The sequence below is a fragment of the Saccharomonospora iraqiensis subsp. paurometabolica YIM 90007 genome (assembly GCF_000231035.2).
Taxonomy (GTDB): domain Bacteria; phylum Actinomycetota; class Actinomycetes; order Mycobacteriales; family Pseudonocardiaceae; genus Saccharomonospora; species Saccharomonospora paurometabolica.
Genome location: NZ_KI912192.1, coordinates 10,698 through 11,561, shown reverse-complemented (window position 1 = coordinate 11,561; position 864 = coordinate 10,698). Strand labels below are relative to the sequence as shown.

Annotated in this window: 1 protein-coding gene; it reads left to right on the top strand. The window is 77.0% G+C overall.

The genetic code is table 11. The features are described 5' to 3' along the window. Positions 1-864 (top strand): alpha/beta fold hydrolase (locus SACPADRAFT_RS0201670; protein ID WP_007027792.1); only part of this gene is annotated, 864 nt, incomplete at both ends.

Here is an 864-nt window from a genome sequence, read left to right as displayed (position 1 = left end):
GTCGGACTGTCGCGCCGCGACCGCCGAGCGGCTGGGCGGCGAGGTGCCGGACACCGTCCGGCAGCACTTCGACCGGACGGCGCCGGACGGGGCGGGCGTGCGGTGTGCCCACATCACCAGCACCCTCGACACGCCGGGCACCCCCCGCCGGGGACTGGCCCGCCTCGCGCTGCTGCGGCTCGGCGACGGCCCCGTCCCGCTGGTGGTGGTGAACGACGTGGACGGTGTCCCCGGCACCCTCCGCGCGGTCGAGCTCGCCGCGACGCTGCCGCCCGCGATGCTGGAGACGTTCTCGCTGATCGGCATGGACCGGCGGGGCACCGGCGAGTCCGGTTCGGTGGACTGCGTGCCGCCGGAGACCCGCGCCACCCTGCTCGACCACGACCCGACGACGACCGTCGACCCGCTGCTGGACGCGGCCCGCGTGGCCGGGCAGCAGTGCGCCATCAGCCTGGAGGACAGCCGCACCGCCCTGGACAGCTGGCGCACGGCGGGCGACCTGGACGAGCTGCGCGAGCAGCTCGGGGTGCCCCGGCTCAACCTCCTCGCCCGCGGCGAGGGGTCGACGAGCGTGGCCCACTACACCGCCCGCTACCCGGACCGGGTCGGGCGGGTGGTGCTCGACGGGGTTCCGGACCCCTCCTCGGAGCTGGTCACCGTGCTCGACGGGGTGGCCGGGAGCGCCGAGGCCACCCTGGACGAGTTCGCCGCGGACTGCGCCCGCCGCGACTGTCCCCTCGGCGACGACGCCCGCACGGCCGTGGAGGATCTGATCGACCGGGCGCGCGCCACCCCGCTGCGTTCCGGCGACGACCGGACGTTGGGGCCCACGCTGGTGGCCCGCGCGGTCCTGACCGGGCTCGC